This window comes from Nesiotobacter zosterae (genome assembly GCF_033843645.1).
GTDB lineage: Bacteria > Pseudomonadota > Alphaproteobacteria > Rhizobiales > Stappiaceae > Pseudovibrio > Pseudovibrio zosterae.
Window position 1 is genome coordinate 15,047 of sequence record NZ_JAWXVZ010000016.1, and the last position, 22,479, is coordinate 37,525.

Below are 22,479 nucleotides of genomic sequence, written 5' to 3' on the forward strand. Positions count from 1 at the left end.
GGCTGCTGAAGACGCCAGGTAGCGGCATTTTTGCTTGCAACCGTTGAGTCGCTCACGTGTAACGCCGTTTATAGTCTGGCCGTTACTGTGCAAGGGAGGGGAGCCGGCAAGCAAAAAGGCCCGACGAACCGCGTCCGCCGGGCCTGAATTTTCTGCGCTGAAAGAGTTTAGTTCAGCTTGGAGACTTCGCCCATGTCAAAGAACAGGCTTTCACCGGAAGCATCGTCAACGCCGTCATTGTCGGTGGAGATGAGGATGCGGCCATCCGCGGTGATCGCCAGACCTTCGACCTTGTCTGGGGTCCAGCCGTTGGTGGCTGACATCTGAGGCAGGAGGTCCAGAACGACCTTCTTTTCCAGAACCGGAAGCTCTTCGCCGTGGGCCGCAGGGGTCACGCCATCCAGAGACACAACGGTTACCTGCTTGATCGCAGCGTCGGTGCCACCCTTGTTGTCGCGCTCTACAACAGCCAGCCTGTTGTCGCCGAGGTAGGTGACTTCAGAAAGGCCAACCCAGCCGCCAGCAGGGCTCTTTGGTGCGTCCAGCGGGTAGTGAACGAAACCCCAGCTCTTGTCTGCAGGATTGTAGATGCCGAGCTTGGTCATGCCCTTCGGGTCGTCGTTCCACTCGCGCTGAACAGCAACCACAACAACTGGCGTGCCGTTGATTTCAGCTTCAGTCACGCCTTCGAGGGAGAACCGCTTGGCCTGCTCGATGAGCGTTTCTGGCAGCGTGATTTCCTGCTCAATGGCACCGTCAGCCGTTACCTGAAGCAGGTAGTGCTGCAGTTCTTTGCCCGGGTGACCTTCAGACGCAAGCCAGAAGCCGCCATCCTTGCGGATTGCGATGCCTTCCAGGTCGTACTTCTCAGCGGAGCCGCCGGTCAGGTCGACGTGGGAAACGATCTTTGCAGGCATTTCGGAAACGTCGAGGGTGAAGATGCGCGCTGCGTCGTAGAAGCTGTCGCTCACAGCGTAGATCTTGGAGGCGTCAGTTGGGTCGCCAGCCATGCCGGAGATTGCACCCCAGCCGATTGGTGCGCCGGTCTTTGGATCGGTTTCGGAGATCAGCTGCGGGTACTCAGCAGCGTCTGCGCCGAACTTGTAGATGCCAACGTGAGCGCGAACGCCTTCTTCAGCTTCGTCCTTTTCGTTTGCAACAACAAACAGGCCGTTCTCTGAGAGGGCAAGCAGGCCTTCAGGCGCGATGTGTGTCGGCAGGAACTGGACGAACTCTGGCTCGCCGCCGGTGTCCTTGTAGACTGCAACGAAGTTGCCGCGCTCGGAGTTCACAAAGATGAGGGTGTCGTCACCGAACGTGCCAACTGCAACACCTTCAGGCTCGGTGCCCTTCTTGTGTGCGCGCTTGGATGGGTAGTGGCCATGGGACATGCCCAGGTGTTCCATCTGTGCGCCGCTGTCGAACAGGACTTCGCCGTCCTTGTTCCAGATTGTGAAGCCGCGGGAGCCGCCTTCGTAGTCACCTTCGTTTGCGGTCACGAAACGGTTGGCATCGATCCATGCAACAGCGTCTGGCTCGCGCGGTACATCGGTGATTGAGCCGGATGCATCGCTCATGCGTGCTTTCTTGACCGGGATCGCATCAGCAGAAGAGGTGCCTGCGGAGAAGTGCGTGACGACTTCACCGGATGCCAGATCAACGATGGCCAGATGGTTGTTTTCCTGCAGCGTGACAACAGCGAGATTGTCATCGTTGATGGAAACGAATTCTGGCTCTGGATCGGTTGGGGCAACGTCGGCAAGGCCAGTCATTTCAACAGTGCGAGCTGCCTCACAGTTGGTTGGCATGCCGTCGGCGTCCAGATCGAAGATGGTGAGGTGGCCAGCTGGAAGCTGTGGGATCACACCGTCGTTAAGGTCTTCGTCGCGCTCGTTCTCAATGGCGATGGCAACGAACTTGCCGTCTTTGGAAAGAGCAACGGAGTCTGGCTGACCAGAAGCATCACACTTGGCAACAACTTCTTTGGTCTCCAGATCTACAACCGCCAGGTAACCGGAAGGGGCGGTGTAGCTTTCCGAGGTATTGACGCCAGCAAGGGCATACTTGGCGGCAACGGAAACGGACGTAGGCTCACCGCCCAAATCGGCACGGCCTGCAGGTACAGGATTGGCCGGGTCGGTGATGTCGAGGAATACGAGTGCGTCACCCGGGCTGTCCGTGAAGACGAGGGTGCGGCCATCTTTGGAGGCGCTGATGATTTCAGCAACGGTTTCAGTTGCTGGGTCAACGCCTTCAGCGAGGGTCTTGAAGACCGGGTAAGTCGCGATGCGCTCGAAGAATTTTCCGTCTGCTGCGTTTGCGGCTGAAGCCGTTGCAGCGATGATTGCCAAGCTGATACCGCCGATCAAACGACGCTTGAACTCTCGCATGGAAGCCCCCTGTTTGTTTGGATAAAGGTTACTGCGTAAGTCTCAGCAACCTATGGTCGTCATACTGCTTTGCAATGACGAATTTTTGAAGTTTCCATGACGCTCGCAATCCGCAGAAATTAGGGAAAAATCGAGAGTTTTAGCAATATTTGAGTTGCATATGTCTACAATTTACGGGCACGTACTGGTTGTTATTACGCAATGGGAAGAGGGGTGTTGTTAGCCCTCTAACAGGTTATCAAGCCTCATTGATCTCGGAGGATCGCGGGACGCGGTCCCCAGCAACTTGAGTGGGTTGTGCCTAAAGCGCGACAAACAGCGCTCTGCCACGCAATGAAATTGCTGATATTTTCTCGCTCAACTATCAGGACTGCTCAATGTCTTCTCGCGGATATTGTGTATAGTGAGCCACATGCACCGCCGTGGTGGTGTGGGAGGAAAACAAAGAGTGCCCGAGGGGACAAGATGAAATTACTGAAGGGATTGGCGTTGGGTGCCGCTGTGCTGGCTCTCACCGTTACAGCGCAGGCGCAGACACGCGTTACCTACAAGTCGGCCAAGACCGGCACGTCCTACTATCAGATGGCGGTTCAGGCGGCGGAGGCCATCAAGGCTGCTTCCGGCGGCGAGATCATCGTGACCGTTGAGGAAAGCCAAGGGTCTGTTCAGAACGTGATGGAGGCTTCGGTGCGCCCGGGCAACTACATGTTCACCACACCACCCGCCCTTGTGCCTCTGGCTCAAGCGGGCAAGGCCATGTTTGAAGGCCGGGCAAACCCGCGTTTTGACGAAATTCGCGCGCTGTTCCCGATCCCGTCGCTTACCATGCATTTCATTACGCGTGCAGACGCCAATGTCGCGGGCTTCGAAGACCTGAAAGGCAAGAAAATCCTCATTGGCAAGGGCTCTTTTGGCGCGCGTGAAGGCGCGAAATATCTTGAGCTGTTCGGCGTGAAAGATGGTGTTGAACTGGCTAATGTTGAACTGTCCAACGCTGTTTCTGCACTCAAGAACGGCCAGATCGACGGCTTTGTGACTGCAGGCTCCTATCCGGCGCCAAACGTCATTGAGGCGGCGGCAAGTGTTGATGTTGAGGTGCTGAGCCTGTCTGAAGACGAGATCGCTCAGACCAAGCGAACCAAGATCGTGATTCCTGCAGGAACGTACACCGGACAGGACGCAGATATTACCACTACCTCTCTTCCTGTGATTGCCTACACCACGACACAGATGGATGATGACACCGCTTATGCGGTTACCAAGGCTTTCTGGGAGGAAAAGGCAAAGCTGGCGGAGAGTGCGGCCTGGTGGGCTGGCGTTGATGCGGCCATGCTGGTGCATAATCAGACCAAGCTGCATCCGGGCGCGCTGCGCTACTATGATGAAGCTGGCATTGCGGTGCCGGATAGCCTGCGTTAAGTGACGCAACACAACGAATGCACAAGGCCCGGACGCTTGGTTCGGGCCTTCAGTTTTTAGGGGCAATTGGTGACTGGACTTTCCCGTGCACTTTGGGTGGCGCTGGGCGGCGCGACCATCGTCTTCCATATCGGGCTGATCTTCTACGGGTTGGTGCCGAACCTTGTCAGTCGTCCGCTGCATATGGCGCTGGCTTTGCCATGGGTTTTGATCTTCGTAGCCAAGAACCGGTTTGAAAAGATAACCGGATGGATGCTGTGTGCGGCCGGGCTTTTCGCCAGTCTCTGGATCGCGCTGAACCAGCAGATGCTTGGCGACCAGTATGGCTATCTGATGGGCGACTTTCAGCTTGGCATTGCCATTGTGCTTCTGGTCGTGGTGCTGGAAATGGCGCGCCGTTCCATTGGTTGGCCGCTGCCCTTGGTGGCGCTGCTCTCCATCCTTTACGGCGTGTTTGGCGAGCATATCCCCGGCGAATTTGGCTATGCAGGCATTCCGCTGCAGAGCTATCTGGGCACACTGACCATTGCCGAGGGCGGGCTGTGGGGCAGCTTGACGGGCATCTCCGTAAGCGTCGTGGCCATTTTTGTGATTTTTGGCGCGGTGCTGAATGCGGGTGAAGCCGGGCAGGGCTTCATGAATGTGGCCGCCGCCGCCGCGGGCCGTTTGCGTGGTGGCGCGGCCAAGGTTTCGGTTGTCTCCTCAGCGCTGTTTGGGTCTGTCTCCGGCTCGGCCTCTGCCAATGTGGCCTCGACCGGCGCAATCACCCTGCCTGCCATGACGCGGCTTGGCTATCCGCGCGCGCTTGCTGGCGCTGTGGAGGCGGTGGCATCTTCCGGCGGGCAGATCACTCCGCCGCTGATGGGGGCGGGGGCCTTTGTGATGGTGGAGCTGACCGGTGTGCCTTACACAGGCATCATGGCGGCGGCGATCCTGCCTGCATTTCTTTACTTTCTTGCTGTGTGGGTTGGCATCAACGCCTTCTCGCGGCGCTACGAGCTCAAGGGCCTGAGCGCTGATGAGCGTCCGGTCATGCGCACGGTGGTGATCACCTCTGCCTTCTTCCTCGTGCCGTTTGCGGTGCTGCTGTTTGCCATGTTCGCGTTGAAGTTCACACCGCAGTATGCCGCTTGCATTTCCATTCTGGTGGCCTTTGCGTTGCTGTTTATCGACAAGGCCTTGAGTTTCGACCGCGAGCGGACGATGGCGCGGTTGGAGCAGGCGTTGATGAACACCGGCCAGCAGGTCTCGACCATTGCGGCAATCATCATCTGCGCTTCGATCATCATCGGAACGCTCGGCATCACCGGATTGGGGGTGAAAATCACCTCGTTGATCCTGTCGGGCTCTGGCGGCATGCTTTGGCCCGCCCTGCTTCTGACCGCACTGGCCTGCCTTGTGCTTGGCATGGAGGTGCCCACCACTGCTGCCTATGTGATCTGCATCTCCGTGGCCGGTCCGGCCCTGACCGAGATCGGGCTTGAGCCGTTACAGGCTCATATGTTCGTGTTCTGGTTTGCGCTGCTTTCTACCATCACGCCGCCGGTTTGCGGGGCGGTGTTCATCTCCGCTGGCATGGTGGGGGAGAACTGGCTGAAGGTAGCGGTGTTTGCCATGGCGCTGGGCATTGGGCTTTATCTGGTCCCGCTGGGGATGATTGCGAACCCTGCGTTGATTGAGCTTGCGAGTGCGCCGGTTGCGGCCCTTTTGGCTTCGGCGAAAATCGGTGTCGGTCTCTCCTTGATTTCCTTTGGTTTGATTGCGCCATCCAAGCCCCACTTGCGTTTACTCTACGGGGTTGCGGGGGGCATTCTCATATTTATCTAAGACGAAAGTTCAGTTTCGCGTTGGGTTAGCGGGCGAGTCCGAAAGGATTCGCCCGTTTTTTGTGTATATCAGCTAATTTCTTTGGTTTTTCACAGGCATTAGACGGCCGCGGAGGTGGCGTCGCACCTGCGGAAACTTTCGTTTTTATTTCGAAATTACGCGAAATAGTCCCAAGTGATGAAAAATGAAATTTGATTATAAGCATGATCCCTTATAAGTTGGTTTACTAAGCCGGGGGTTGGGAGCTCAGACCCCGGGCCCAGCATCGCAAGATCTGTCCAGTCTTCGGATAGGAGGTCGGGTGGGGATCCGCTGAGGTGCTGAACATCGAAAAAGAACGCCACGACGGCAGAGTCAGCTGTGAATGGCTGGCGGCCTTGGGAGGGCCAACATGCTGGAATTGAAAGGCGTCGGCAAAGTTGTCGGCGGGGTGGACCATATTAAGGACGTGTCCATGACCCTTGAACCTGGGTCATTGAACGTGCTCCTTGGGCCCACACTCTCAGGTAAAACAACCCTGATGCGTCTGATGGCCGGGCTGGACAAGCCGACCTCAGGACAAGTTATCGTAAATGGCAAGGATGTGACCGGGCACTCCGTGCGCAAGCGCGACGTGGCCATGGTCTATCAGCAGTTCATCAACTACCCCGCGCTGACCGTTTATGAAAACATCGCTTCGCCTCTTCGGATTGCGGGCTTGCCGAAAGCAGAGCTGGACCGCAAGGTGCAGGAGGCGGCAGAGCTTCTCAAACTCACTCCTTATCTTGAGCGTACGCCGCTGAACCTGTCAGGTGGTCAGCAGCAGCGCACGGCACTGGCACGGGCGCTGGTGAAGGGCGCGCATCTGGTGCTCATGGATGAGCCGCTTGCGAACCTGGACTACAAGCTGCGTGAAGAGCTGCGCGCGGAGTTGCCCAAGATTTTCGCCGAGAGCGGCGCTGTTTTCGTTTATGCAACCACCGAGCCGTCCGAGGCCTTGTTGCTGGGCGGCAAGACCGCAACGCTTCACCATGGTGAAGTCAGCCAGTTCGGCCCGACACTGGAGGTCTACAAGCGACCCAATACGCTGGTGACAGCGCAGACCTTCTCTGATCCGCCCATGAACACGCTCAGCATCGTCAAGAAGGGCGATGTGCTGGAGTTGCCAAATGGGGACCAGATCCCGGTGGCCGAGAACGAAAAGATTCTCGCCGATGGCCCTTACATTGCGGGCTTCCGCCCACACCACCTGCACCTTTCCAAGCGCACCGACCACCATTTTGCGCTGAAGGGCGTTGTGCAGGTCTCCGAGATTACGGGCTCTGAGAGTTTCATCCACGTGGACTGCGTGGGAGAGACCTGGGTCGCCCTTGCCCATGGCATCCGCAACATTGAAGTGGACGATGAGATCGAGGTGTTCCTTGATCCGCGCAACTTCCTTGTTTTCGAAACCAATGGCCGTCTTGCGACGCTCGACATGCCGGTGGAGGCGTAAGGACCCATGGCTAACATAGAACTCAATCATATTCGCCACGCCTACATGCCGAACCCGCAGTCGAAGAAGGACTATGCGCTGAAAGAAGTGCACCACACCTTCGAAGATGGCGGGGCTTATGCGCTGCTCGGGCCGTCTGGTTGTGGCAAGACAACGCTGCTGAACATCATCTCCGGTTTGCTGCGGCCTTCGGAAGGGGATCTGCTGTTTGATGGCGTTTCCGTTCGCGACCTGCCAACCGAAGCGCGCAACATTGCGCAGGTGTTTCAGTTCCCGGTCGTCTACGACACCATGAGCGTTTACGACAATCTGGCGTTCCCGCTGCGCAACCGAGGCGTTGAGGAACGGGTGGTTGACGAGACAGTACGCCATATTCTCAATATCATCGATCTGGAAAGCAAAGCCCACCGCAAGGCCCAGGGCCTGACCGCAGATGAGAAGCAGAAGATCTCTCTGGGGCGTGGTCTGGTGCGGGCGGACGTGAACGCGATCCTGTTCGACGAGCCGCTTACGGTGATTGACCCGCACATGAAGTGGGTGCTGCGCTCGCAGCTCAAGCACCTGCACAAGCAGTTCGGCTACACCATGGTCTATGTGACCCATGACCAGACCGAAGCCCTGACCTTCGCTGACAAGGTGGTGGTCATGTATGAGGGCGAGGTGGTGCAGATCGGGACGCCGAATGAGCTGTTCCAGCGCCCGCAACACACCTTCGTCGGCTACTTCATCGGGTCGCCGGGCATGAACGTGGTGCCGTGCACACTGGAAGGTGAAGGCGCGCGCATCGGGGAACATGTACTGCCGCTGAGCGGCATCGGCCGGTTCGGCAGCGGTGCGTCGCTTGAGGTGGGCGTGCGCCCCGAGTTCGTGAGCCTGAAGCCGTCAGGTGAAGGCCTGCCCATTCAGGTGCAAGGTGTGGAGGATGTAGGGCGTTACCGCATCGTCCGCGCCAAGCTGGATGATCACGACTTCCACGCCATCGTGATGGAGGGCGAGGAAATTCCTGAGAGCCCGAGTGCCGTGATCAGTGCCGATAACATCAACCTTTATGCCGATAGCTGGCTTGTTGGACGGGAGGGCTGATCTGATGGAAAAGACAGTCAACAACAAAGCCTGGTTCATGGTTCTGCCGGTTCTTGTGCTGGTGGCTTTCTCCGCTGTCATTCCGCTGATGACCGTGGTGAACTACTCCGTGCAGGACACCTTTGGGAATAACCAGTTTTTCTGGGCGGGAACCGAATGGTTCGTGGATCTGCTCGCTTCTGAGCGTTTTACCGACGCCCTTGTTCGCAACCTTATCTTCTCATTCTCCATCCTCGCGATTCAGATCCCGCTGGGTATCTTCATTGCGCTGTGCATGCCGCGCAAAGGCTGGGGCGTGCCGGTGTGCCTGGTTCTGATGGCGTTGCCGCTGCTGGTGCCGTGGAACGTGGTGGGCACCATCTGGCAGGTGTTCGGACGTGCGGACATCGGTCTGCTGGGCTATGTGCTCAACAACATCGGGATCGAGTACAACTATACGCAGGATCCGGTGGCCGCGTGGGCAACCGTGATCATCATGGATGTGTGGCACTGGACAAGTCTTGTGGTGCTGCTGTGCTATGCCGGTCTGGTGTCCATTCCGGAAGCCTACTATCAGGCGGCGCGCATTGATGGCGCCTCCAAGTGGGCGATCTTCCGCTTCATTCAGCTGCCGAAGATGCACCGCGTTCTGCTGATTGCCGTTCTGTTGCGGTTCATGGACAGCTTCATGATCTACACCGAGCCGTTCGTTGTGACGGGCGGCGGGCCGGGCAACTCGACCACGTTCCTCTCGATCGATCTGGTGAAAATGGCTCTGGGTCAGTTCGACCTTGGTCCGGCAGCGGCCATGTCCTTGGTCTACTTCCTGATCATTCTGGTCTTCTCGTGGGTGTTCTACACCGTGATGACCAATGTTGGCGCCGAAAAACCAGAGACAAAGGGGGAGTGATTGGACATGACTGTTGTAAGTGAACCAACTCAAACCGCTCGCTCCACAGGTGCTCTGCCAAAGGGCCGTGTGATCGGGCAAAGCAAGCTGCATCTCGACAAGGCCAAGCGGCCGTTGTCCGAGCGTCTCACCTTTCTGGTGCCAACGCTTTACATCGTGTTCCTGATGCTGCCGATCTACTGGCTCTTCAACATGAGCCTGAAGACCAATCAGGAGATCCTCTCCGGATTCTCCTTGTGGCCGGCAAACCCGACCCTTGCCAACTACATGGTGATCTTCACCGATCCGAGCTGGTATTCGGGCTACATCAACTCCATCACCTATGTGGTGCTGAACACGGTGATCTCGGTTTCAGTAGCGCTGCCTGCCGCCTATGCGTTCTCGCGCTACAAGTTCCTCGGTGACAAGCACCTGTTCTTCTGGCTGCTGACCAACCGCATGGCCCCGCCAGCAGTGTTCGCGCTGCCGTTCTTCCAGCTCTATTCCTCCTTCGGTCTGATCGACACGCACATTGCAGTGGCACTTGCGCACTGTCTGTTCAACGTGCCGCTGGCCGTCTGGATCCTGGAGGGCTTCATGTCCGGTGTGCCGAAGGAGATTGACGAGACCGCCTATATCGACGGCTACTCGTTTCCGAAGTTCTTCGTGAAGATCTTCATGCCGCTGATTGCGAGCGGTATCGGCGTGGCGGCGTTCTTCTGCTTCATGTTCTCATGGGTAGAGCTGCTGATCGCCAGAACCTTGACCACCACGGATGCCAAGCCCATTGCCGCCACCATGACCCGAACCGTCTCGGCCTCGGGTCTGGATTGGGGCGTGCTGGCCGCGGCTGGTGTCTTGACCATCATACCGGGTGCGCTCGTCATCTGGTTCGTACGTAACTACATCGCCAAGGGCTTTGCCCTGGGCCGCGTGTAAGCTGAAGGAGGACGACCCATGGATCTTTCGTGGATGGCGTGGACGACGCCAACGGTCATTTTCTTCAGTGTCATTGCTCTGCTCATCTTGAGCATGGGCATCTGGGAATATTTCGTTCCGGGGGGGAGCCCACGTGTGGGCATTCTCCGGTTCGAAACCACTCGGGGTGACCGCCTCTTCATCTCCCTGCTGGGCAGCGCATTCATCTGCCTGTTCTGGTTGGGGTTTGTCGGGCCGAACCTTTGGTGGGCCCTGGCTGTATGCGTAGCGTATGCGCTTTGTGTGTTTCGCTGGGTGTGATGCCAGTTTTCGGCAAGGCCGGGAGAGCCGCGCCGAGTTTGAGTAGTGTTAAACGGGAGGACTAATATGCGACGTCATTTGATGGCCACTGCGGCTCTCAGCGTATTGCTGGCAACATCCGGCAGTGCATGGGCTGACATGGAAGCAGCCAAGCGCTGGATCGACAGCGAATTCCAGCCTTCGACGCTCTCCAAGGAAGAGCAGATGAAGGAAATGGAATGGTTCATTCAGGCTGCTGAGCCGTTCAAGGGTATGGAAATCAAGGTGGTTTCTGAAACCATCACCACCCACGAATACGAAGCCAAGACGCTCGCCAAGGCATTCACCGAAATCACCGGCATCAAGGTTACGCACGACTTGATCGGTGAAGGTGATGTGGTTGAGAAACTCCAGACGCAGATGCAGTCTGGTGAAAACATCTATGATGCATATGTGAACGACTCCGATCTGATCGGTACCCACGCACGTTATCAGCAGGTGCGCAACCTGACCGACTGGATGGCGAACGAAGGTGCAGACGTGACCCTGCCGACCCTCGATATCGAGGACTTCATTGGTCGCTCCTTCACCACCGGTCCTGACGGCAAGCTCTACCAGCTGCCAACTCAGCAGTTCGCGAACCTTTACTGGTTCCGCTATGACTGGTTCACAAACCCTGAGATCAAAGCGCAGTTCAAGGAAAAGTACGGCTACGATCTGGGTGTGCCGGTCAACTGGTCTGCTTATGAAGACATCGCTGAGTTCTTCACCAACGACGTGAAGGAAATCAACGGCGAAAAAGTCTACGGCCACATGGACTACGGTAAGAAAGACCCATCCTTGGGTTGGCGCTTTACCGATGCATGGCTGTCCATGGCTGGTGCAGGTGACAAGGGCATTCCAAACGGTCTGCCAGTTGATGAATGGGGCATTCGTGTAGACGGATGTGCGCCGGTTGGCTCTACAGTTGAGCGCGGTGGTGCGACCGACGGCCCTGCCGCTGTTTACTCCATCACCAAGTACATTGACTGGTTGAAGCAGTATGCTCCAGCAGAAGCTGCCGGCATGGTGTTCTCTGAAGCAGGCCCGGTTCCTGCGCAGGGTAACGTTGCTCAGCAGATCTTCTGGTACACCGCATTCACCGCCGACATGGTGAAGGAAGGCCTGCCAGTGGTGAACGAAGACGGCACGCCAAAGTGGCGTATGGCTCCTTCGCCAAAGGGTGCTTACTGGGAAGAGGGCATGAAGCTCGGTTATCAGGACGCTGGTTCCTGGACCTTGATGAAGTCCACGCCGGAAGACCGTGCGAAGGCTGCATGGCTTTACGCTCAGTTCACCGTGGCCAAGACCACTTCTCTGAAGAAGTCTCACGTTGGTCTGACCTTCATTCGTGACAGTGACGTACGCCACGAGTCCTTCAGCGACCGCGCACCGAAACTGGGTGGTCTGGTTGAGTTCTACCGCTCTCCAGCACGTGTTCAGTGGACGCCAACCGGCACCAACGTTCCTGACTATCCAAAGCTGGCTCAGCTGTGGTGGCAGAACATTGGCGATGCGTCTTCTGGCGCAAAGACCCCGCAGGAAGCCATGACCGCACTGGCTGAAGCGCAGGACAAGGTTCTGTCCCGTCTGGAGCGCGCAGGTGTTCAGGGCGAATGTGGTCCAAAGCTCAACGAACCTCAGGATCGTGACTACTGGCTGTCTCAGCCGGGTGCGCCGAAGGCAAAGCTTGAAAACGAAAAGCCAACGCCAATCACCGTTGACTACGACGAGCTGATCAAGAGCTGGGCGGACGCAAACAAGTAATCATCCAACGCAGGATGAAAGGAAAGGGTCGGCGGTTTCGCCGGCCCTTTTTGCGTGCCGCACCGCCTCTGTTTCCCGACGGGTATGTGAAAGTGCTCATTGCTGATTATACGATTAATCATTAGCTTTTCAGGGAGTTTTCTGGCAAGTGCACTGCCGCGTCATCAAGGATAGCTGAATGACCCAAACCCGTTTGACACCTGAAATCCTGACGGCGCTTACCCGCATTACCATGCCCCGTGGATTTGCAAGCCTGCCACCTGAGACCGTCGTTCAGGTGAACCTATGCGATCTGCCGGTCCATTCTTGCCAAACGCTTGTCATTGGCTCTGGTGCGGCGGGTTTGCGCGCGGCCTGCGAGGCCAAACGTCGGGGCCGCGAGGTGTTGGTGGCCACGGGCGGCATGTATATGGGCACCTCTGCCTGTTCGGGTTCTGACAAACAGACCCTTCACACCGCATCCACCAGCCGTAATGGCGACAACTTTGAGGTTCTTGCGCGAGATCTGGCCGCTGGCGGCTGCATGGATGAAGATGTGGCCTATGTGGAGGCGGTGGGCTCCATTGGTGCCATGGCCGGGTTGCAGTACATTGGCCTTGATCTGCCGGAAGATCGTCTGGGTGCGGTGCTGCGCTATCAAACGGATCATGATGAGTATGGCCGCGCGACCAGTTGCGGGCCTCGCACTTCGCGCTTGATGGTAAAGGTGCTGCTGGAAGAGGCGCAGCGTCTTGGCATTCCGTTCATGACTGGGGCTGCAGCGGTCAAGATACTCACCAAGGGTGAGGGGGAGGGACGGTGCGTTTCCGGTTTGGTGGTGGCCAACAAAAGCACTGAGCACAATCCGTATGGTCTGGCTGTAATTGCTTGCGAGGATCTGATCATCGCGACAGGGGGACCGGGGGAGATGTACCGCGACAGCGTTTACCCGAAGAAGTGTTTTGGAGCTTTGGGGTTGGCGCTTGAAGCCGGACTTGAACTGAGCAATCTGACGGAAAGCCAGTTCGGCATCGGCACGCCGCGTGAGACCTTTCCCTGGAACCTGTCGGGCACCTATGTGCAAGTAATGCCCTACGTGTTCTCAAGGGATGCGGCCGGAAACGAGTTCAACTTTCTGGCTGACTATTATCGCAGTACACGGGAGCTGGTTTCCAACGTGTTTCGCAAGGGCTATCAGTGGCCGTTCCACGCCTCCCGCATGCTGGAGTTCGGCTCCAGTCTGGTGGACATTGCGGTTCATTTGGAAATCAGAAAAGGGCGAGAGGTGTTCCTCGACTTCCTGCGCAATCCGCTTCCTGGCAAGGATGGGGCGCATTTCAATCTGGATGACCTGGAGCCCGATGTGCGGGCCTATCTTGAGAACAACGGTGCGCTGGATGCCTTGCCGATCGATCGGCTTGTGCGCATGAACCCGCTGGCCATCGAGCTCTATCGCATGAATGGCATCGACATCACCAAAGAGCCGCTGCGCTTGGCGGTGAACAATCAACACATGAACGGGGGAATTGAAATCGACCTGTGGGGGCGCACCAACCTTTCTGGGTGCTACGCGGTTGGCGAAGCAGCGAGCACGCACGGCGTGACGCGGCCGGGCGGGTCGGCGCTGATTTCGGGGCAGGTGTTTGCAACCCGCGTTGCCAAGCACATCGCACATGAAGCACGGCAACGCCGCGCGGGGGCAGAGCTGGGCTGGGAAGCGCCGCTGGCAGAGCTGATCCAAGAGCTGGAAACTGTGACCAATGGGTGTGATGGTTCGGCGCTCGATGGGGTTAAACATGACATTCAACAACGCATGTCTGAGGCGGCGGGTTTCGTATGTGCCGAGGCCGATGTGACGTCAGCGTTGGAAGACGCTTTGGCCCTCGTTGATGCCTTTGAGGCTGGGGCAGTTGCATTGCGGGAAGCGAAGCGGGCCGGTGACTACTTCATGTGGAAGCAACTGGCGCTTTCCTCCGCAGCCGTTTTGCAGGCTCTGAACCATTACATCAAAGCAGGCGGAGGCAGTCGCGGGGCGCGTGTCATTCTCGACGACGGTTCTACCGGGTTGCCTGAAACCGTTCATGGTCCGCTCGAGGCTTTTCGGTTCAGGCCCGAAAGGGAGAAAGACAAGGCCAAGAAGATCATCGTGCGGCAGACGGCAGACGGCATTGCGTGTTGCGAACGTCCTCTCAAAGGGCGGGATCGGTCGCCCGTGTATTTTGAGAGAGGCTGGGGCGAGTTTCTCAGCGACCAGATCTTCCAAACCGAGGGCGGAAAAGGCTAGCCCGCCTTGGCGATGTACTGAAGCGATGAATTGGTGCCCACCTGAAAAGCACTCGACTCACGCTCGATAAGCACCGGCGGACGCCGGTTGATGAGCGGCCCTTGATGCGTTCCCTCAAGTTGAGCTAGAAGCGCTCTGGCAACTTCAGTGCCGATGGTCTTGGGGAACATCTCAATGGTCGTGAGCGGCGGGTTCCATACTTCCGCCTCAGGCAGATTGTCAAACCCCACCAGCGCGATGTCCTTACCCACTTTGCGGCGCAGGCTTTTCAAGCCAGCGGTTGCGCCCATGGCCAGAATGTCGTTGTGGCAGAATATGGCGGTGATTTCCGGGTTGGCGGAGAGCAGTTCGATGGCTGCAAGGCGCCCGTTTTCACGTCCCGGCGGCGTGCGGAGCTTGTGGATCTGGGCCTCAGCGCAGTTAGAGTAGTGAATGGTGTCCTCAAAGCCGGAGAGGCGTTGCTCACCGGTGGTGGTGCCCTCTGTGCCTCCGATCACCCCAAAGATTCTGTGGCCCTTGGACAGCAGGTGTTGAGCTGCCAGGTGGGCGCCGTGACGGTCATCGGCTCCGAAAAAATCGCAATTGAGCCCTTCAATTTCACGCACAAAGGTGACGAATGGCAGGTTGCGGGAGACGATGGTGTCCATGCACTCCGGTGTTGAGCCTGCCACTGGGCTTAAGGCAATGCCTGCGACGCCATGGGAAATGACTTCCTCAATCATAGCTGCCTGCCGATCAAGGCTTTCACCAATATTGGCCATGATGGGCAGATAGCCATGCTTTGAAAGCTCGGCTTCAAATGTGGCGGAGAACTCGCCATAGAACGGGTTGGCAATGTTCTGGATGAGAACACCAATGAGCTTTGACCTGCCGGTGCGCAGGCGGGCGGCGGTGTAGTCCTTGACAAAGCCCAGTTCGCTCATGGCCTTGCGCACTTTGAGGCGGGTTTCCTCGGTCATGCGACCGGTCTCGTTGATGACGTTTGAAACAGTTGCAGAAGAGACACCAGCTTGTTTTGCTATGTCGGCGATGGTTATCCTGGATGACTGACTGCGTTTCATTGTGTCGTTCCGTTCTGGCGTCCGAGGCAGGGTGATGGGCGAGCGCTGTTATTTATAAACGCTATAATTGTAGCGGGGTCACAAGCGGTTTTCCCTCTAGCCATGCGGCTATATTCTGGATAACTACCTCTCCCATGTGTCGCCGCGTCTCTAGTGTTGCGCTGGAGATATGGGGGGTAAGGATGACGTTTTTCGCGGAAACAAGCGGTTCTGGCACGTTGGGTTCTTGCTCGAACACGTCGAGGCAAGCGCCGCCTACTGCGCCATTTTGTAGCGCCTTGATGAGGTCTTCCTGATTGACGATGGAGCCTCTGGCCACGTTGATCAGCAGGCCGTCGGGGCCAAGCCTGGACAGGACATTCAGATTGACCATGCCTCTGGTGGCAGCACCTCCTGCTGCGGAAATGACTAGCACGCGGCTTTTCTCGGCCAGCTCTTCCAGAGTTGCGCAAAACCCTGCCGGGTGGTCCGCATCCGGTTTCAGATCGCAGTAAAGGATGTTGCAGTCGAACGCCTCCAAGATCCGGGCAATCTTCTTGCCAATGCGGCCATAACCGAAAATGCCCACGGTCTTGCCGCGTATGTCGAACCCTGTGCCCAGCTTCCCATTGGCCCAATTGCCGGCGCGCACGAAGTGATCGCCCTCCACAAGTCGGCGGCTGCCAGCCAGAATCAGGGCGATTGCCATGTCTGCTACCGCACTGGTGAGGCTGTCCGGCGTTGTTGTTATGGCAATTGAGCGCCTGCGGGCTTCGTTCAGGTCAATCGCGTCGTAGCCGACGCCGTAAACGGAGATCAGCTTGAGATTGGGAAGGGAAGCCATGAGTGCCGGAGGGACGCCCAGGTCGCCCTTGGTGGCGACCACCGTTACGTCCTTGGCAAGTTCTGCGGGCAATACTTGAGGGTTACCGAGGTCCCAGTATCTTATGACTGGGGCGACAGCTTCCAAATCTGAATTGATGCACTCAGGGGTGTAAGGGCTGAGTTGCAAAATGTGGCTCATTATGTCTCCGGTCGCAGTGGCGCAAGGCGCCGGTCATTCCCAGATGAACCGCCGAGCTACCAAAATTCCCTCTTCTCTCCCAATTCTGGTAGGCACGCCAGTCTGCACATCTGCCGAAAAGGCAGAGGCAGTATGACTTTAAAGCTCCCGAACTCTCAAGCGAAGGTCACCTGAGACAGCGCACTTCCTGCGTTAGCCAAGCAATGTGAACATTGCGCCGACGATGCCGGCCATGCTGACGCCAATGACTGCGGCGCGTAGCACGATGCCACAGCAGTTGAGTGCGGTGTTGAATGTATGAGTAAGCATCGAATCCTCCCTCACAAAAGAGGCCCCAAGAGGCGCTCGATGCAGGTATTGTGAAATATCTGTCACATAACTGCCAGTAGTAGTGCTACGTATTTTGCGTGTTCTACGATTATTGAGGGGGAGTATTAGACTCTGGATTGCGCGAATTTACGTCGCACCCATGGCATTTATCAAAGACGAACGACTCAGCATCGGTAATAGTGTGCCAAGGTTGTTATATAACATCCAATTAAATTACAGGGGTGCTTCAGCAAGGAGGCTGATGTGGGCCGTCCCGCCAACTTAAGTAATACTGTGTACGCTGGCATAAAGAGCAGCATTGAGTCTGGGGAGTTTCCGCAGGGCTTGAAGCTGCCAACAGAACATGCGCTCTGCGAACGTTTTGGCGTCTCCCGGCCTGTCATCCGGGCGGTGATGGACCGTCTGCGTCAAGAGGGGGTCATTGAAACGGTCAGAGGTTCTGGCAGTTTTGTGATTGATGGCGTTGAGCCAGCCCCAGCCAAGCAAGAGGGCTCGATGGTTGCCTATCAGGTCTCTGATATTGGCGACATCATGGAGTGTCAGGAAACGCGACTCGTGTTTGAGGCGGAGATGGCGGCGCTTGCGGCCGAACGCTGGAACGAGGGCGACATGAAGCGCATGGAAACGGCGCTGAACGAGATCATCAAGGAACACAATCGCGGCGGTGATATTGTCAACGCGGATTACCTGTTCCATCGCAGCATCATACAGGCTGCAAAGAACGCCTACGCGTTGCTGGTGTTCGACAGCATGAAAGAGCAGATCCTGCTGGGCATGAGCATGAGCCGCGGGATTTACAACGTGCTGCCGGAATACGCGACCCGTCATGGTCTGCAAGAGCATGTGGACATGCTGGATGCGATCCGGGATCGAGACCCGGGCGAGGCGCGGAACATCATGCGCCATCATATCGGGTTCTTCGGTGAAAAGGTTCACCACACCAGAGTGTGAAAAACGAAAAGCCCCGCAGTGAGCGAGGCTTTTCTTTTATCGGATGGGGGATCCGATCGTTACAGCACGCCGCGTTCGTTCATGAAGGCTTCTACGTCCTTCTTGAATGGAATCGGCGCTACAGCTCCAAATCCAAGCGTGGTCAGGGCTGCTGCTGCATTTGCATATTTCAATGAATCTTCAAGCGACTTGCCCGCAACAATCTGGCTGAAGAACGCGCCAGAGAAACAGTCGCCAGCGCCTGTTGCATCCTTGGCGTCGACAGGGTTGCCCGCAACCCGATTGCGCTGGCTGCCCGTGGCGTACATGGCGCCCTGCTTGCCAAGCTTCAGGATGACGGTCTTTGCGCCAAGGTTGAGATAAAAGTCGCAGATTTGGTCCGGATCGTTGAGGCCGGTCAGCAGTTCGGCTTCATCCACGCTTGGCATGATGAAGTCCACGTGACGCGCAGCCTCATGGATCACGCCGCGTGCGCGGTCCAGGCCCCAGAGCTTCAGACGCAGGTTGGTGTCGAAAGAGGTAAGGGTGCCACCCGCCTTGGCAATTTCGATGGCCTTGAACACCGAATCGCAAGAGCTGACACTGATCGCGCAGGTGATTGCGGATGTGTGCAGAAGCTTTGCGGCCTTGATGGCGTCTTCCGGAAGCTGATCCGGGCTGACCAGAGAGGCAGCGGAGCCTTTGCGGGCAAAGGTGAAGTGGTGGCCGCGTTCATCATAGGAGATAAAGTAGATGCCTGTTGGTGCTTGCGGGTTGCGCACAACCAGATCGGTATTCACGCCTTCCCTGGTCCACAGATCAACGAACTTGTCGCCAAATACGTCAGCGCCAAGGTGGGCCAGCACTGCAACGGATGCGCCCTGACGGGAAGCGCTGCAGGCGAAGTTGGACGTGTCACCACCAAAGCCGCTGAGGTAGTCAGGGCCATCTCCGCTTTCTTTTACCTGGCTGAACTCGAAGAGTGGTTCGCCAAAGCTGATGATCTCTGCGGTCATAGGGATCCTCTTAGTCTTCCCGGTTTTCTCAGCGGGGCCGCTGAGGCTCGTGCCATTCTCTCAAAAAACGTCGAGGGCTCAACACGCTTGCCTGAAAAGAAGCGGTGGGCACCGAAAAAGCCTCGTTGTGGCGTATCTGCGGCGCTGATCGCTGTCGTTCTGGGCTTGTGTTTGCCTTGTTTCTCGATCTATATAACTTGTATATAAGATACACAAGAAATTATTGATAGCCGGAGCATTCCTGATGCCGAAGCCAAGTGCAGGCAAAACCAAACGCAAGCCGCGCGCTCAGAACGCGCCGCCCACCGGGCCCGGGCGTTATGCGGGGCGTTCGGGAACGTCTATCGCCGATATCATCCATGATGCTCTCCGAGCGGCAATCCTGACCACGGAACTGGTGCCCGGTACCTTGATCAGCGAGACCGAACTTGCCAAGAAGCATGGCGTAAGCCGTACGCCGGTCCGCGAAGCGGTGCTTAGGCTTTCAGAGGAAAAGCTCGTGGAGGTTGCGCCCAAGTCCGGAACCTTTGTGGCGCGGATACCGCTTTCCGCCTTGCCGGAAGCGCTGTTGGTGCGGCAGGCCTTGGAAGAGGTCACCGTGAAAGCTGCCATCAAGTTCGGTCAGCCCAGCGATTTCCTTGCATTGGAAGCGTTGATCGAGAAGCAGCAGGAAGCCATTGATCGCGGCGACCGTCAGGCGCTTCATGATGCGGATGATGCGTTTCATGCCGGCATTGCGGCGGCTGGTGGCTATTCCGGCATCTGGGAGCTGATCACGCAGGTCAAGGTTCACGTGGATCGGTATCGCCGCCTTGCCATGCTGGATATGGAGCGCCTTGGCTCTGTGATTGAGGAACACCGCACGCTGTTGCAGGCCATGCGGGCCGGGGATGTGGGGGCGGCTGTGGGTGCGATGGCGCTACATCTGGACAAGCTGCGTACCGACATGAGCCATTTCAAAAGCGTGAAGCCGGAATTCTTCATCCATGATGTGGATCTTCTGGAGCAGTTTCAGCGCGCGCCCTGGTCTGCTTGAAGCAGTGTCTGGACCTGTTCTCAGGCCGTGATCTGCCGACCATTTCAGCGCAGGATTCGTTCGTTCGGCTCCAGTTAAGCCCTATGAACTTCATGTGAAGGTTGGAACTATTACAAAGATTTTCACAGAAAATCTGCCCTGCCTAAAATCGCAAAATCAGTATTTGTACTAAAATATCTTGAGGCGACCTCAGCTTGCCTCAAGAACACTCAGGCGGCCAATTATTAGGTCTATCTATCTGAAAATAAGATTAAATTTGACTTATAAAGCGCTTTGGGGTGCGAAGAACAGCGTAAGTAACGGTGCTTGGAAAGCGATATGCCTTCCATCGGGCCAGTTTTTGATTGGGCTGGTTGTTTGCGTTTTACAGTTCAGTGCTGTAGCACTTCGAGCCCGGTAGTTGAAAATCAGTCTTCTCATCAGTTGCGTTCAAAGAACGGTCAGTAAATGCAGAGCCCGCTTCTCTCCCATGCCAAGCATCCCGTAGGAACGCTTCCGCATGGTCCACTGGATACCATCTGTGACGTGCCAGGCGTACGCGTCGGCCACCATACGCTCTCCCAAGGGATGATACAAACGGGTGTTACAGCGCTGACCATCGGCGATGAAAACCCTTTTCATTTCAAAACCCGCGCCGCCGTTCATGTGTTCAATGGTTTTGGCAAAAGCGCCGGGCTTGTCCAAGTGGAAGAATTGGGCCAGCTGGAGACCCCCGTTGTCTTGACCAACACGTTGAGCGTTGGTGCGGCCAGCGAAGGGGTCGTACGCTACATGTTGGAGCGCACGCCGGAGATCGGCCGAGAGGCTGGCACAGTCAACCCGCTGGTGTTTGAGTGCAACGACGGTTACCTGAACAACATTCGCGCTCTGGCCGTGCGGCCTGAACATGTGGAGTTGGCGCTGGGCGCAGCCTCGAAAAACTTCGAGCAGGGCTCGGTGGGCGCAGGGCGGGGCATGTCTGCCTTCGGCCTCAAGGGTGGGATCGGCAGCGCTTCGCGCCAGATCACCGTTGGCGGCAGGCTTTATGTTGTTGGGGCATTGGTGCTGACCAACATGGGGCGGATGCCGGACTTCATCATGAATGGTTTGGACCTGGGGTTCCAGCTTGAGCACGCCGTTGACGACGATGTGCATGGCGCGGAAAAGGGGTCGATCATCATGATCGTGGGCACCAACCTGCCGCTTTCCGAGCGTCAGTTGAAGCGTGTTGCCAAACGCACCGGCGTGGCACTGGCCAGAACCGGCTCTTACATGGGGCATGGCAGCGGCGATATCGCCATGGCGTTCACCACCGCCGATCCGATTCCGAACAAGTCTCGCAAGCAATTTCAGAGTATTCAGCAGCTCGATGAGGGCCGCATGGACCGGGTGTTCCGGGCGACCGTGGATGCCACGGAAGCGGCCATTTTGAACTCGATGCTGGCAGCAGAAACGGTGATTGGGCGCGAAAACCACGTACGCCGCGGGCTTTGGGAAGTGCTCGAAGACCTGAGCATCTGATTGATTTCTTCAGGTTTCCAACTCGCCTGTGAACCGATCAATAAAAACGCGCGACTTCTGGCGGCTCTATCGTTTATTACCGAAGGTCTGATCTAGGCAATGCAGGGGTAAAGGTATGGAGTGGTCACCGCAACAGGACCAGGCACTGACTGAAGCCGCCAACTGGCTCCGTGGGGGCGGCAAGCAGGTGTTCAGGCTGTTCGGGTTTGCTGGAACCGGCAAGACTACCCTTGCGCGCCACTTGGCGGAGGGCATCGACGGTGATGTGGCTTTCGGTGCCTTTACCGGCAAAGCGGCACACGTTCTGCGCCAAAAGGGCTGTTGGGACGCCTCTACCATTCACTCTCTGATTTACCGTCCTCGCGGCACCAAAAAGGACGAGGAAGAGGAGGATGAGGGCCCTCAGTTCGCGATCAACCGTGACAGTCCTGCTGCCAAGGTAGACCTCATCATCATTGATGAATGCTCCATGGTGGACGAGGAACTTGGCCGCGACCTGCTTTCTTTTGGCAAGAAGGTGCTGGTGCTGGGCGATCCGGCGCAGCTGCCCCCGGTAAAGGGCGGTGGTTTCTTCACCGACGCCGAGCCGGACATGATGCTGACTGAAGTGCACCGTCAGGCGAAGGATAACCCGATTGTGCGTATGTCCATGACCATTCGCGACGGCGGTGAGCTGGAGATTGGTGAGTATGGCGAGAGCGCCATTATCACCCGCCGGGACATCAACAAGGACATCATTCTATCCTCGGATCAGGTGCTGGTGGGCACCAACAAAACCCGCCGTCTTTACAACAATCGCATTCGCGATTTGATGGGCTTTACCACCCAGATGCCTGCAGTGGGCGACAAGTTGGTGTGCCTGCGCAACGACAAGCAGAAGGGCCTTCTGAACGGCGGCCTTTGGAATGTGAAACGGCTGCGCCCGCCAAGGGGCAACACCATCCGCTTTGATGTGGTTTCGGAAGACGATCTTGCCAAAACCGCCGTGCAGGTGAAGGTGCTGCCAGCGATGTTCGAGGAGGGCGGCGACCAGCTTCCCTATGCCATCCGCCGCCGCGCCGACGAGTTTGACTTTGGTTACGCGCTGACCGTGCACAAATCTCAGGGTTCGCAATGGGATAAGGTGGTGTTGTTTGACGAGAGCTGGGCATTCCGTGAGCACCAGCAGCGCTGGCTCTACACCGCCGTAACCCGTGCCGCCAAGCAGATTACTGTGGTTCGCTGAGCAGCCAAAATCTAAAGCTCTTTGCTATAA

General features: G+C 57.1%; 16 protein-coding genes and 1 pseudogene. 13 read left to right on the plus strand and 4 right to left on the minus strand.

Annotated elements, in window-relative coordinates:
• Nucleotides 1-167 precede the first annotated feature (167 nt).
• Nucleotides 168-2,390 carry an esterase-like activity of phytase family protein gene (locus tag Q3Y58_RS18275; protein ID WP_319623253.1) on the minus strand — a complete coding sequence of 741 codons (2,223 nt, stop codon included), beginning with the start codon at nt 2,388-2,390 and terminating at the stop codon, nt 168-170.
• Between the two features lie 465 nt (nt 2,391-2,855).
• On the opposite strand from Q3Y58_RS18275, the gene Q3Y58_RS18280 reads away from it, so the two are divergent.
• The 9 genes and pseudogenes from Q3Y58_RS18280 (at nt 2,856) to Q3Y58_RS18320 (ending at nt 14,348) form a co-directional block, all read left to right on the plus strand.
• Entirely contained in the window at nt 2,856-3,809 is a 954-nt protein-coding gene (locus Q3Y58_RS18280) for a TAXI family TRAP transporter solute-binding subunit (RefSeq protein ID WP_319623254.1), read from the plus strand.
• 69 nt (nt 3,810-3,878) lie between these two features.
• Nucleotides 3,879-5,636, plus strand: a complete 1,758-nt coding sequence (locus tag Q3Y58_RS18285) for a TRAP transporter permease (RefSeq protein WP_319623255.1) — start codon at nt 3,879-3,881, stop codon at nt 5,634-5,636.
• Between the two features lie 391 nt (nt 5,637-6,027).
• Entirely contained in the window at nt 6,028-7,110 is a 1,083-nt protein-coding gene (locus Q3Y58_RS18290) for an ABC transporter ATP-binding protein (protein ID WP_319623256.1), read from the plus strand.
• A gap of 6 nt (nt 7,111-7,116) precedes the next feature.
• The gene (locus Q3Y58_RS18295; protein WP_319623257.1) at nt 7,117-8,193 is read left to right on the plus strand and encodes an ABC transporter ATP-binding protein; all 1,077 of its coding nucleotides are present in this window, start codon (nt 7,117-7,119) and stop codon (nt 8,191-8,193) included.
• A 4-nt stretch (nt 8,194-8,197) separates the two neighbouring features.
• Complete coding sequence (locus tag Q3Y58_RS18300) at nt 8,198-9,082, plus strand: carbohydrate ABC transporter permease (protein ID WP_274220218.1); 885 nt, start codon at nt 8,198-8,200, stop codon at nt 9,080-9,082.
• Nucleotides 9,083-9,214: 132 nt separating this feature from the next.
• Nucleotides 9,215-10,000 (plus strand): annotated as a pseudogene (locus tag Q3Y58_RS18305) (carbohydrate ABC transporter permease); the annotation flags it as partial.
• An 18-nt stretch (nt 10,001-10,018) separates the two neighbouring features.
• Complete coding sequence (locus Q3Y58_RS18310) at nt 10,019-10,300, plus strand: DUF2160 domain-containing protein (protein ID WP_319623258.1); 282 nt, start codon at nt 10,019-10,021, stop codon at nt 10,298-10,300.
• 66 nt (nt 10,301-10,366) lie between these two features.
• Nucleotides 10,367-12,085 carry an ABC transporter substrate-binding protein gene (locus tag Q3Y58_RS18315; RefSeq protein WP_319623259.1) on the plus strand — a complete coding sequence of 573 codons (1,719 nt, stop codon included), beginning with the start codon at nt 10,367-10,369 and terminating at the stop codon, nt 12,083-12,085.
• Nucleotides 12,086-12,263: 178 nt separating this feature from the next.
• Entirely contained in the window at nt 12,264-14,348 is a 2,085-nt protein-coding gene (locus Q3Y58_RS18320; RefSeq protein WP_319623260.1) for an FAD-binding protein, read from the plus strand.
• On the opposite strand, the gene Q3Y58_RS18325 is transcribed toward Q3Y58_RS18320, so the two are convergent.
• Nucleotides 14,345-15,409, minus strand: a complete 1,065-nt coding sequence (locus Q3Y58_RS18325; RefSeq protein ID WP_319623261.1) for a LacI family DNA-binding transcriptional regulator — start codon at nt 15,407-15,409, stop codon at nt 14,345-14,347. The genes Q3Y58_RS18320 and Q3Y58_RS18325 overlap by 4 nt on opposite strands.
• Before the next feature lie 61 nt (nt 15,410-15,470).
• Nucleotides 15,471-16,412 carry a 2-hydroxyacid dehydrogenase gene (locus Q3Y58_RS18330; RefSeq protein WP_319623262.1) on the minus strand — a complete coding sequence of 314 codons (942 nt, stop codon included), beginning with the start codon at nt 16,410-16,412 and terminating at the stop codon, nt 15,471-15,473.
• Between the two features lie 603 nt (nt 16,413-17,015).
• Between Q3Y58_RS18330 and Q3Y58_RS18335 the strand changes: the two genes are divergently transcribed.
• A complete protein-coding gene (locus tag Q3Y58_RS18335) occupies nt 17,016-17,693 on the plus strand; it encodes a FadR/GntR family transcriptional regulator (protein ID WP_319623292.1) in 678 nt (225 codons plus the stop codon).
• Between the two features lie 59 nt (nt 17,694-17,752).
• On the opposite strand, the gene Q3Y58_RS18340 is transcribed toward Q3Y58_RS18335, so the two are convergent.
• Nucleotides 17,753-18,688: a sugar kinase gene (locus Q3Y58_RS18340; RefSeq protein WP_319623263.1), complete on the minus strand. Its 936-nt coding sequence runs from the start codon at nt 18,686-18,688 to the stop codon at nt 17,753-17,755.
• A 244-nt stretch (nt 18,689-18,932) separates the two neighbouring features.
• Here Q3Y58_RS18340 and Q3Y58_RS18345 point away from each other — a divergent pair, with 244 nt between their 5' ends.
• The 3 genes from Q3Y58_RS18345 to Q3Y58_RS18355 all read left to right on the plus strand — a co-directional run bounded on the left by Q3Y58_RS18345 (nt 18,933) and on the right by Q3Y58_RS18355 (nt 22,449).
• Nucleotides 18,933-19,724 carry a GntR family transcriptional regulator gene (locus Q3Y58_RS18345; RefSeq protein ID WP_319623264.1) on the plus strand — a complete coding sequence of 264 codons (792 nt, stop codon included), beginning with the start codon at nt 18,933-18,935 and terminating at the stop codon, nt 19,722-19,724.
• Nucleotides 19,725-20,171: 447 nt separating this feature from the next.
• Nucleotides 20,172-21,224, plus strand: a complete 1,053-nt coding sequence (locus tag Q3Y58_RS18350; protein ID WP_319623265.1) for a DmpA family aminopeptidase — start codon at nt 20,172-20,174, stop codon at nt 21,222-21,224.
• Between the two features lie 115 nt (nt 21,225-21,339).
• Complete coding sequence (locus Q3Y58_RS18355) at nt 21,340-22,449, plus strand: ATP-dependent DNA helicase (protein ID WP_319623266.1); 1,110 nt, start codon at nt 21,340-21,342, stop codon at nt 22,447-22,449.
• The last annotated feature ends 30 nt before the right edge of the window (nt 22,450-22,479 follow it).

What these genes read in the sequence shown, in the direction of transcription:
- Q3Y58_RS18275 (WP_319623253.1), bottom strand. Translation starts at nt 2,390, where the DNA reads ATGCGAGAGTTCAAGCGTCGTTTGATCGGCGGTATCAGCTTGGCAATC.
- Q3Y58_RS18280 (WP_319623254.1), top strand. Translation starts at nt 2,856, where the DNA reads ATGAAATTACTGAAGGGATTGGCGTTGGGTGCCGCTGTGCTGGCTCTC.
- Q3Y58_RS18290 (WP_319623256.1), top strand. Translation starts at nt 6,028, where the DNA reads ATGCTGGAATTGAAAGGCGTCGGCAAAGTTGTCGGCGGGGTGGACCAT.
- Q3Y58_RS18295 (WP_319623257.1), top strand. Translation starts at nt 7,117, where the DNA reads ATGGCTAACATAGAACTCAATCATATTCGCCACGCCTACATGCCGAAC.
- Q3Y58_RS18300 (WP_274220218.1), top strand. Translation starts at nt 8,198, where the DNA reads ATGGAAAAGACAGTCAACAACAAAGCCTGGTTCATGGTTCTGCCGGTT.
- Q3Y58_RS18310 (WP_319623258.1), top strand. Translation starts at nt 10,019, where the DNA reads ATGGATCTTTCGTGGATGGCGTGGACGACGCCAACGGTCATTTTCTTC.
- Q3Y58_RS18315 (WP_319623259.1), top strand. Translation starts at nt 10,367, where the DNA reads ATGCGACGTCATTTGATGGCCACTGCGGCTCTCAGCGTATTGCTGGCA.
- Q3Y58_RS18320 (WP_319623260.1), top strand. Translation starts at nt 12,264, where the DNA reads ATGACCCAAACCCGTTTGACACCTGAAATCCTGACGGCGCTTACCCGC.
- Q3Y58_RS18325 (WP_319623261.1), bottom strand. Translation starts at nt 15,409, where the DNA reads ATGAAACGCAGTCAGTCATCCAGGATAACCATCGCCGACATAGCAAAA.
- Q3Y58_RS18330 (WP_319623262.1), bottom strand. Translation starts at nt 16,412, where the DNA reads ATGAGCCACATTTTGCAACTCAGCCCTTACACCCCTGAGTGCATCAAT.
- Q3Y58_RS18340 (WP_319623263.1), bottom strand. Translation starts at nt 18,688, where the DNA reads ATGACCGCAGAGATCATCAGCTTTGGCGAACCACTCTTCGAGTTCAGC.
- Q3Y58_RS18345 (WP_319623264.1), top strand. Translation starts at nt 18,933, where the DNA reads ATGCCGAAGCCAAGTGCAGGCAAAACCAAACGCAAGCCGCGCGCTCAG.
- Q3Y58_RS18350 (WP_319623265.1), top strand. Translation starts at nt 20,172, where the DNA reads ATGCAGAGCCCGCTTCTCTCCCATGCCAAGCATCCCGTAGGAACGCTT.
- Q3Y58_RS18355 (WP_319623266.1), top strand. Translation starts at nt 21,340, where the DNA reads ATGGAGTGGTCACCGCAACAGGACCAGGCACTGACTGAAGCCGCCAAC.